This is a genomic window from Bacteroidota bacterium, assembly GCA_016714535.1.
GTDB lineage: Bacteria > Bacteroidota > Bacteroidia > AKYH767-A > OLB10 > JADKFV01.
Window position 1 is genome coordinate 308,580 of record JADKDR010000006.1, and the last position, 11,528, is coordinate 320,107.

The window sequence follows — 11,528 nt, forward strand, 5'->3', positions numbered from 1 at the left end:
CTAACGGAGATTTAAACCATCGTCATAATATTTTAAACTAACGTAACTTAAATGGCCTGTTAAATGCAAAAAGCCGGAAGAGTAAAACTCTTCCGACTTTGCTTTGGTTGTAATACTAATTTGTAGGGCAGGCTATTGCTTTACAAATTTGCTGGCATGAACTTCCTTATCGAGCTGTGTTGCTTTGATGATGTACATGCCAGTTTGAAGGCTGCTCACATCAATTACAACTTCTTTTGAACCTGTAGCAGAAGTAGTTTGCAACAAGCGACCATCAAGAGCATAGATGCTGAACTGCGTGGTCATGCCTTCGTCAACATCGTTTATAGTCACCGTTAAGCGACCTTGAGTTACTGGGTTGGGGTGGGTAGTCATAAAATTGGATTTGATTATTTCACCTGTTAATCTCATTGGGCCGCATGGAGTATTAGAAGAATAGCTATCTCCGGTTCCGCACGAAACCGTTTGATTACATTCTGCTGCCCAGGCAATTCCAATGAAAATATCATCACACGAAAACGTTGGTAGAGTAATATCAAAAACCTGGGAGGTTTGATTTAGGTATAAAGGAGATGGTAATATAATCGTTTGGCTGTAAGGTGCAGCACACATACCACCCTGTAAGTGAAAACTACCAACACATGGAAGGAAGGTGTTTTTAACAGCAAATGTAAAATGACGCTCAAATGTAATGGGACCTGTTTGTACACAAGTAATTTGTGGGTTCACAAAATCAATACAACCATTTGGACAATCGGGAAGATTAATGCAATGTGAACTTCCGTTTGCACAACTTGTTTGATTGTCACTTGCACCAAGCCCAAGGCAAATATATTGACCTCCAAATGCAGGCATCCATTGATTAGTAAATCCACACAGAGGTTGATTAGGAGCCAAGCCAGGTAGCGGTAGTGTGTAGGTTACTATATTACCTGTTTGACTTACGGTAACACCGGGAGGTAATGAAGGAAAACTTATTAAAGAATTTGTCCCCACATTCATATGAAATAATGTAATATTCGAACTCCTCTTATTGACAAGACAAAAAGAATGTGTTGGTGCACCACCTGGACCACAACTGAATGATTCATTGGTTAATTCTACACATTCATTACACCCTGATGGTGTAATGTTTACAACTGCACTGTTTGAACAAAATACTGAACTATTAGAACCCCCTACCCGATGTGCACGTAGGCAAATATCATTAATGGCAGTAAGTCCATTTGTTGCACCTGATGGAACAAGCGCGTCAATAAAAACTTCCATGCTTGCACCCGGTGCAAGTTGATTAGCTCCCGAAGTCATCGACATCGATAGCATGTTTGTAAAAGTTCCGCTGGCTGCACAAGGTGTACCATTACAAATAATTTGGTTGCAGCCATCTGAGGTATATAAATCAGGTCCGACAAAATCCACACCACTTGCAGCGGTATATGCCAAATGCGAAGTGCTGTTGCGCGCTACAGGTATACAACTAGAAGTAATATCTCCCGGACGCGGGCGCGTATTGAACAAGCGTATATCGTCAACTGTAACATTGCCATTGTTGGTAAGGGTCAATCGGTACTGAACTGGCGATCCGGCTGAGGCATCTGTTGTTGTGCTAAAATTCCCGCCATTGGTGCATCGAACTTCGAGCATTGCCGTTAGCAGAAGGCTTTCGTTTACTTCTATATTTACAACATTTGAAACTTTCGGTACAGTATAATTTGTTCCTGTAAAATTAAAAGTATTTTGAACGGTAGTGGATGCTGTGAAAGGTCTAACTCTTGCCTGAAACTCAACAATAAATTTATTGGTTAAATCACAAGATGGCAAATTTGCATTGCTTATTGTAATTGTTTGTCCATTAATATTTGATGCAACTGGGGAGCTACCTGGAAATGCAAAATTTGGCATAAAGGAGGAAGAGGTGGGACATATCTGATTCCCGTAATAATATGCTATTGATTGAGGTAGGATATCAAAAATATTACTCACTGCATCGGTTATCAAACCATTAGTTACATTGGCCGAACCGGTATTCCATGCATTTAATCTAAACGTAACTATATCATTTGGCAATACCGATTGATAATAACTGCATGAGCCATTGTTTACAATCCATTTTTGAACTTTTACATTTGGTTTACATGCAACAGGTTTTTTCGAAATTGTTGATGTCCTGGTTTCATTTGCATTATTTAGTATATAATTTACGGTAGCTGTATTTGAAACATTCACATTGACTTGCGCTGTACTATTTAAAGAAAAATCGAGACTATTGGTTATGGTTCCAAAGGCTGGGAATGTGGAGTATCTCCATTGTAGTTGCGTTATTCTACAGCCTGGTAAATTACAATTCATTACATTATTAGACTGAACAAAAATATGAAGCGGAACAGGTGATGGATATTGCACCAAGCCACTATTGGTTGTAGCATACCATAACTCCACTGTTGCACCTGCTGGTGGCACAGGTGTCGTAATTTTTCTTACATCAACAGTAGCTGGAATATTATCGCTGATTACCACATTGCTGGTTGGTAAATGGGTATTGGAAGCATTAAATTGAATATTGTATTGTGGGTTTTTACCTACTTGCCCTTCTTCATAGCATCCGCCCGGGCAATACTCAGTTCCTTGCAAAAGTGTTTTGCTTAATGTTGGCTGAGTAATAACCGCATCACAACATATACTAGTAAATTGAAAAGTTCTTTGAGTTGATTGCATGCATTTTCCAGCTTGACAGCAGTCTGTTCCACTTAGCCTTGCCCTTGTTACATAGTTTGTATTCAACTGAAATAAGCTACATGGAAATTGAACTTTAAAAGTTATCAGATGTGAAATTTCAGGTTGTAAATAATTTGGTACCGGTATATTGGCTGACCAACGTGTTACACCATTAGGGGCATTACCACAACCCGGACTCGTATTTGAAAAAGCAAGAGGCACCCCTTTATAAATCACTCCATGTACAATTGCACCTGTAGGCAGGTCAAGGTATATACGGGGATTTCGTAATCGAATTGCTCCCCTGTATGTTTGCGGATGAGTTAGGTTTGTAGTGATATTAAAAATGCCTCCTAAGCACCGGCTTGCTGCCGCTGCAGGAGTACCTACGATCCATTGGTGGTATGCATTTATTTCACGCTGTAAATTGTTTGAATTAAATGTGCCGCATCCGCCATTATTTCCAGTGAATGTGACTGATGACGAAAAAGTTATTTGATTTAAACCATAGCCCGGAAGTGGCCAACCTCCTTCACAAATTTCTCCCCACTTGGTGCGCAGGTTAAATTGAATATTGGCAACACTACCCGGAGTACCTGTAATAACTAATGTTGTAACAGAATTGTTTTGATTAAAAGATGTGTTTGGTGGAAAAATGCTACTCGTATTTCCTCCTTGAAAAAATGTGCCACCTTCTATTAAAACATTACTCCAATCAATACATGAATTATTGCCGGTAAATGACAATGTTGTTTGCACCTGATTACAATTTAAGGGAAAAGTAAATGCCAGATCAACAATAAACGGGTCATCACTTAGCAATGGATTAGGGCCTTGAAATGTCAAGTTTTGCGTTCGTGATACGAATGAACATACCAAAAGCAGCAGGATTGAAAATAATTTTTTCATAATAATATTGTTTAATTGATTTGATACCAACAAACGTATATTGCTACCGTCAACCAACAAAGCAATATCATACCTGTGCTAATTTTATTTAAACTAACGTTGGTATTAAACAATCGATTTCTAAGATAAATCATCATAAAAAAAAGCCGGAAGAGAAATTTCTCTTCCGGTTTATTACTGCTCTTGACATATAGTGTTGAGAAAACTATTCCTTTACAAATCTACCATTATGCACAACCTGATCCAATTGCATTGCTTTAATAATATACATACCTGCAGGTAATTTGCTAACATCAATGGCCTGTGCTTTTGTACCGGTTATTGTATTTGTTTGCAACAAGCGGCCATCAAGTGTATATATGCTTTGGTGCGTTACCATATCATCAGCTACATTACTAGTATTAAATTTTTGTATGCAATGAATGGTTTGGTTGGCTCGAATTTTAATCATGATTCTATTTATTTCTTAAAATCATTGGAATTTTCTGCAAACTCACCTTTTCCTTTATCGCTCATTTTAAAATTTCAAAACTCAACTTTTATAATAAGTATAAATAAGCATCTTTCCATTATAAATTTTAATAAAAAAGCAAAAAAGGCTGCTATAGATGCAGCCTTTCCTTATAATAATAAGTAACAATTTAGTTCCTGATAAATTTAGAAGTTTCAATTACAATATTATTTTCAAGTACTTGTATTAAATAAATCCCCTTTGCAAAACTAGAGACATCAATTTTCTCTTCAGTGTTGCCCGCTACAGTTAATGATTGCAATAAACGACCATCAATTGAAGTAATTTGAACTTCATTCTTAGCATTTTCATCGCCTGACAAGACCGCAATATTCAAGAAATTTTCTGAAACGGGATTCGGATAAATGCTTAATATACCGGAGGTTGATTCATCTATGCTTCCTAAGCGAGGGTTGCAAGTGGTAAATGAATTGTAACAAGCTTTAGTTGAAAAACTACTAGTACAAGTTGGATAAATCGCTCTTACTTTCCAGGAAAAACATTTATTGAGGAAGAAATTTGTAATTGTCCAATTATTTGTTGACACATTAATCGTATAAGTATTAGCATTGGTTAAAGTAGGGCAACAATCTCCATCATTAGTTCTAATTTGAATTTGATAACTTGTAGCACCCTGCATTGCATTCCACGTTAATATTTTATTTCCACCTTGATTTAATCCGCATGTTAAAAAGGTAGGCGGTGCACATGTTGGTAATACACAATTAGGCAACGGCCCACAAAAGCTACATGGTGCAGCTGCACCGCCACCAGGGTTCTGAAAACATTCTTGTTGTCCATAGCATACTTTGCCACAAGCAGACTCCAATACCCGAATTACCAAATAACACTTTCCAACCTGAACAGGAAATAAGAAATCATCAGCATGATTACTGCTATCTAAAAATGTATAATAATTATTTATTTGATTATATTCATAAATTATCCAAGTTTGGTGAATTTCCAAATTTCCATATTTATTATGACCACTTGGAAACAAGTTGTTGACAAAACCATTTCCTACAATAAATAGCGCAAACGCACCATTTAATGAATTACATGGAGTTGAATTCTTAATGCAAACAAGATCAAAAGCCTGAAAACTCTCTTCATAGGGATCACAGGCATTGGAAACTGCCAATCGTACTTTGTAATTTCTACTATGCGATAATTTATAATTTGGCTGAGTTGCCAATAAAAATTGTGACAAGTTTATAGAGAAGACTTGTCCATTATTCCATGCAATACTGTTCATATTATATCCATTAATAGTTCCCCATACGAAAGGCGCAAAAGGACCGTCAGCATCTTCTCGTTCTTGAATGGCAATTTGAAAGCTCGTCTCGAATTGACTTCCACCACCAATTAAGTATATGTCTTCCCCTAAACAAAACTCAGTCATTGGTTGCCCATACTGGGAATTGCTCAAATAGAAACTGCTTATCGGTGGATCACATTGGCCAAAGGATTTTTCAAAAATACTAACGCTAATTAGCATTGAATAAAATAATACATAAAATAATTTTTTCATAATTTAATTTTTTTAATTGTTTAACATGGGACAAACGTATATCCCCACCGTTAATCAGCAAAGCAATATCATACCTGCGCTAATTTTATTTAAACTAACGTTGGTATTAAACAATCGTAAAAATTTATTTTTAACGCACCTTGCTGAATAGCTCCATGAACTCGGCACGCTTGCGAACCGCAAGCGGCACAAGGGTTTGGTCGCGTAGTTGTATTTGATTGTTGTTAGTTAGATTACTAACATAGTCCATGTTTATCATGTGCGATTTGTGACAAAGAAAAAAACCATGATGCTGCAACGAGGCGGTGTATCTTCCTATATTGTAACTACTTGTTAGTGTGCCTTTCGATTTTGTATGTATGCGCGAGTAGCGATCCCATCCTTCTATATGTATTATATCTTTTATATCAATCAACTCTGTTTGATTATGATTATATACAGCCAGTTTGTGTTCTCTCACATTGCTTTTTTCCATGTTGTACAATAGCGCATCGTACAGTTGTTTTTTTTGTTTCAGCTCCAGACGTTCGCGCACAAGTTGCAGCGCAGCCTTTATATCTTCTACAGCTACCGGCTTTAGCAAGTACGCCAATGCCAGGCAACGTATGGCATCAAGCGCATACTCCTGATGGCTTGTTATAAATACTATTTCAAAATGGATAGTTGAAAATCGCTTTATTAATTCAAACCCTGTTTCCTGAGGCATTACAATATCCAAGAAAACAACATCTGGATTGGTTTCAATTATTTTTTGATAGGCTTGCTCAACACTATTTGCGGTTCCCACAATTTCTACTTCGGGCAGATGTTCGGTCAATATGTATTGCATGGCTTGCAATACTTTATTCTCATCATCTACCAGCAGGCATTTTATTTTACTAGTCGAATTTAACATACGTTACTAAAAATTAGTTTTACTACTGTTCCCTTATATTGAGGCGCATTATCATCCAAATTGGTTATGGTACATTGCAGAGCTCCCGGCTTAATACGATTTACAATTTCCAGTTTTTCCTCAAATATTTCCATGGCGCGTGAGCTTATTATTGAGTTGTTGTGCTGTTTAAATTTTTTGGAATTTTCAACGCCAACTCCGTTGTCGGTTATGGTTATGTGCAAGTCAGCTTTTATTTTGGTAAATGTAAGGTCTAAAATTCCGTGGTCAATACGGTGAAACAAGCCATGCTGTATTGCATTTTCTACAAATGGTTGCAGCAGCATGGTATTTATTTTTACATGCTCAAGGTCAATGTTCGGGTCAATGCTGATGTGATATTCAAACTTGTCTTCGTAGCGTAACTTTTCTAACGTCAAATATCTTGTGAGTAATTCTATTTCATCCTTTAGGTTGATAAATGATTTGCGCGAGGCTTCAAGATACTGCCTTACCAACTTCGAAAAACTTGTAAGAAAATGCTCAGCCTCGGCTTTCTTATTTGCCTGTATATATGACTGAATGGCCGCCATAGAGTTGTATATAAAATGAGGATTCATTTGGGATTCGAGTGCATTTAATTTCAACTCCTTCATACTTAACTCCAATGTTTTAATTTTATTTTCCCGTTCGGCCTTTGCCTGTATCCTATTGCGATATAGCCATATGACAGCGCCTAACACCACAAAATTCACTAATAAGCGAAATAGCAATGTTCCATACCATGGGACTTTTACAGAAAATTTTTTCTCTAATCTTGCGAGCACATCTCCGGTAAATTTATTTGTTGCTGTAACGGTAATTGTATACTCTCCTGATTTCAACTCCTTTAGTCGCAAGTAATTGGTTTCAAGCAACGTTGGCTCAGTATTTTCATTAAGTATATAGGAGTATTGTATTTCATCTACATAATCAAAATTAAACAAACTAAAATACATTTCAATATTTTCGAACGTGTTAGGCGCACTGAATAAGGGCAAAGACGTAAACTCAACACTATCGCACATAGCCTTGTATAATAATAGGGCTTTAGGCTTAGGCGGATTTGGATTAAATGCTATTTGCAGAATTTCATTTCGCATAATTGCGTTAAGCGTATCATTGTTAATATAAAAGTCTATAAGGTCATTACCATTAATACCATCCTGCGTAGTATATGCTATACGGGGCGAGAGCGTATCATTTTGCAATCGATAGTAATATATACCTACATCATTTGAAAACACAATGCCCCCCTTGGCAAACAAAAATTTATTTACCGTCAGGTTGGTTGATACTTTTCTAATTGACCCTGAAGAAATTTTATAAATCCCCTGCCCATCAGTGCCAATAAATATATCACCTGTTTGTGGATGTTGATTTACATGAGTTATAGAAAGTGTTTTAAAATAAGGTTCATATGAAATGGTATCGTTACAAATAAAATTCCTGTTTAAGACATAGATATTGTATTTAGAAAAAAAGTAAATGATGCCATCCTTGTCAATAAATGAAAGCTGGAAACGTTCATTATCAACAAACAGTGGCAGTTCCCTAATCGAATCATGCACAAGACAAAGTAATGATGCCCGTTGCATTTGCCGGCTTATTAGCAATGTATCCTTATTGTAATAATTAACTCTACTTGGGACAGATGGTTCAATACCGGTAAATTTCTCCATATATTTATAAGGAAGCCATTTGCCACTTTTATTTTCAAGCATAATTGGTTTGGAGAGGGTAATTATAAACTCATCATTATGAAAAAAGGGAGAAGCAAATCTTACTTTCGGAATAGTGTACTTATAATTAAATGTAAATGATGCAGTGTCAAACGAATAGATATTGTTATCCATATCCGCATACAAGTTTGATTTGTTATATGGTATTATTGAACTTAATGGAGATGCAGTGTTTAGATCAAGTCGCTTCAGGCTTCTGTTTTTCTTTTTATACAAGTACACCCCCTGTTCGCGCGTAGTTGCCCATATGTTGCCATCATTATCTAAGTAAACTCTATTTAATGCATTTGGCAAGGTGTATTGATACTCCATTTCTAAACTATCCTGATTAAATAAGTGCATTCCTATGCTGGATGATAAAATCAGTTTCCCATTTTTAAAAACAGGCGATCGATAATGAATATCCTTTGCCGAATATAATGTATACGTTTTTTTACTCTTCAACAACGTCACCTCTGCTGTATCCCTAAAGGCATTATATTCAATAGTATAATTATTATTGTAATAAAAATTTGTTTGGGTATTCTGTATTGAAGGCTTACTGACCTTTGAAACGAATTTATAATTATTGTTTTCATACATAAGTACAAAACGAATGGACGTGTCATTGCAATAAATATTTCCATTTTGATCAGACTCTAATAAGTTGATCGAATAAGTTCCCGGCAGATCAACCGCCTTTTTTACCTCCTCATTTTCGATATAATATAATGAACGGTCATACACATGAATCCATATTTTATTTAAAGAATCAATGCTTAAAAACCAAATATCATTGGAGGGCAAGCCATCGTTGATTGAAAAATTTTTGAACCTGTGTCCATCATATCTACTTATGCCACGTGTGCTATAAAACCACATAAAGCCTTGGTAGTCTTGCAGGCAACCATATACTGAATTGGAAGCAAGGCCATCCCCTTTGGTAAAAACCCGATCAGGCTTTCCCAATCGTTCAATGATATGTTGTCCATTTACACTCCTTAAAGTAACCAAAGCGAGTATGCACGCAACAAGAAATATGACTAATGGTTTCAATTACTATTTGAGGCTAAATTTTTCAGGAGATGAAAGTAATTAATTCTGTTCTATTAAACAGAGGAACAAAAAAAAAACGGCACAATTTAAATTGTGCCGGTCTATCTAAAGAAAAGAATTTTAATTTTTAATAATTCTGGTTTTATAAACTACAGCACCATCATTCACCTCTATCATATAAATGCCTGCAGTTAGATTTTGCAGCGAGAGCATCGTAAGATTTTCTCCTTCACTAATGTCAATGTTAGATTGGCTAACAGGCTTTCCAAGCATATCAAATACGCGAATGGTGCCGGTAGTCTGCATTTCGCTAGTGAATAACAAGGCAACGTCATTTTCTGATGGATTAGGGAAAACTTGCAAATCACCCTCATCACTATATTTATTAAACGCTTCATTTAAAGGCATTGATTTTACAAAGTTTGTACTGCTTACGTCCACACGCAGTTTGTAGCAAACAGTATTATTGAACGCTCCATTATATCCATTTACACGTACCTTATAGGTAGCAGCTGTAGTAGCATTACGGATGATAGTTTCATTGGCCGTGCCGTTGTTCTGTGATTTAGCCAACAGCGCATTGCTGCTGCTATACAGACGTAAATCGTAATCTGCAGGCAAATTCTGAAGCGTAACTTTTAATTTTGTATTGGGTGAAACAGTAGCAAATGTTAACCAATCTAAATCGCCAGACACGCCAATCAAGGCAAATATATCAATGCTTACAGGTATTGCTTTGGCAGTACTTGATGAATTGTTGGTTTCATATACATCGGTGCAAGCTGCACCTACCGGTACCAATGCTACGTTTAAATTTGTTAAGCTACCATTAGTGAGAACCACATCTGAAGTAACTTTAGTGGTATAACCCGTTTTACTAACGGTTACTGTATATGTTCCGGAAGTTACCGTTCCTGATTTATACTCACCATTAACTGCCGAAGTTTCGTTTAAGGTGGCTGGTCCGGTGATGCTAACAGTAGCACCTGCTATGATTAATCCCGTTTGCTGATCGGTAATAACACCTTCGATATGGCAGGCCCGTGTATACGTAGGTGTTAATACGAATAAACCATTTTCAATATCACTAACGATTACGTTACCCGATGCAAAATAAGGGTATACACCCCATGCGCCATTAAATCCATTGCCGGCTAATGAAGGTGATGTATCGTACCATCCCGTTAATACTAAATTGCCCGGGCGGGTTACATCAACTATTGTAAATCCATCGCGATAATATGAGCATACTGCATACTCATCTCTAATATATGTGTTGTGAATGATTGATCCTGAAGCCGGATTCTGAGATTGTATTTTGTCAAGTAATTGAACGTTGTTGGGGTCCGAAACATTATATGCAGCAAGGTATGAGTTGCTTACTTCGTCAGTTGTAAAAACTACATTCTGTGACCCATTGAGCCAGGTGTTATGACAAAAAGCATTGGGTGTAGTTTGTTTGTTTGCAGCACACTGTAACTACCCTCGCTAAGGGATCCGCCATTGGTTCGTGTCCACAAGATTGCACCATCAGCATCTAGCCGCACTAAAAAGAAATCTGCAAATCCGTTACCATAGCTTTTGGTATAACCGGCTATAATAAACCCTCTATCAGCTGTTGCATTTATTCAATAACCTTCATCGTCATATTCCCCACCAATGGTTTTAGTAAATAGGGTGTCACCATTGATGTCAAATTTACAAACGTATACATCTTTAAATGCATTGTCTACAATAGAGCTGCCACATGCTGCAAATTTCCCATCGGCCAATGCTACTTCAGAATTGCCGGTACAATTAAATCCATTATTTATCATGATGTTGAAATTGGAATTTTGCGCATTGGTAACATAATAGCTAGCACAAAATACAATTAGGCAGGATAGTAAATACTTAATTGGCCAACAACTGAATTTAAGTTGCCAGTGTGTGTGTAAGCGAAAATGGTTTGCGATGCAATACTGCTGATACTCTCAACTTCGCATACAGTAACCGGTACATTGCCGGATTTGGAGTTTTGATTTTTCATACGTTTGTCTTTTAATTTGTAAATACTGGTAAAAACTCGGAATACAATGTGCCCATAGGCAAATGATTTTTTTGCAAATACAAACTAACGTGATTTATTTTTACAAAAGCAAAATTAATTTGTAGAAGCCATCTGCTTTTGCA

At 36.7% G+C, this 11,528-nt stretch carries 8 protein-coding genes; all 8 read right to left on the reverse strand.

The genetic code is table 11. The annotated features are described in order from the left end of the window. Positions 1-132: 132 nt before the first annotated feature. The gene (locus IPO27_10875; protein MBK8847013.1) at positions 133-3,624 is read right to left on the reverse strand and encodes a T9SS type A sorting domain-containing protein; all 3,492 of its coding nucleotides are present in this window, start codon (positions 3,622-3,624) and stop codon (positions 133-135) included. Between the two features lie 205 nt (positions 3,625-3,829). Continuing rightward, positions 3,830-4,075: a T9SS type A sorting domain-containing protein gene (locus IPO27_10880; GenBank protein MBK8847014.1), complete on the reverse strand. Its 246-nt coding sequence runs from the start codon at positions 4,073-4,075 to the stop codon at positions 3,830-3,832. A gap of 190 nt (positions 4,076-4,265) precedes the next feature. Then, a complete protein-coding gene (locus IPO27_10885; protein ID MBK8847015.1) occupies positions 4,266-5,666 on the reverse strand; it encodes a T9SS type A sorting domain-containing protein in 1,401 nt (466 codons plus the stop codon). 130 nt (positions 5,667-5,796) lie between these two features. Further along, on the reverse strand, positions 5,797-6,561 hold the full coding sequence (locus tag IPO27_10890) for a response regulator transcription factor (GenBank protein MBK8847016.1): 765 nt from the start codon (positions 6,559-6,561) through the stop codon (positions 5,797-5,799). Further along, on the reverse strand, positions 6,555-9,356 hold the full coding sequence (locus IPO27_10895) for a histidine kinase (protein ID MBK8847017.1): 2,802 nt from the start codon (positions 9,354-9,356) through the stop codon (positions 6,555-6,557). Before IPO27_10895 ends, IPO27_10890 begins: the two co-directional genes overlap by 7 nt. A gap of 120 nt (positions 9,357-9,476) precedes the next feature. Next, the gene (locus tag IPO27_10900; protein MBK8847018.1) at positions 9,477-10,199 is read right to left on the reverse strand and encodes a T9SS type A sorting domain-containing protein; all 723 of its coding nucleotides are present in this window, start codon (positions 10,197-10,199) and stop codon (positions 9,477-9,479) included. 785 nt (positions 10,200-10,984) lie between these two features. Beyond that, positions 10,985-11,173 (reverse strand): hypothetical protein, encoded by a 189-nt coding sequence (locus IPO27_10905; protein ID MBK8847019.1) that lies wholly within the window; start codon positions 11,171-11,173, stop codon positions 10,985-10,987. A 56-nt stretch (positions 11,174-11,229) separates the two neighbouring features. Continuing rightward, positions 11,230-11,385: a hypothetical protein gene (locus IPO27_10910; protein ID MBK8847020.1), complete on the reverse strand. Its 156-nt coding sequence runs from the start codon at positions 11,383-11,385 to the stop codon at positions 11,230-11,232. Between the last annotated feature and the right edge of the window lie 143 nt (positions 11,386-11,528).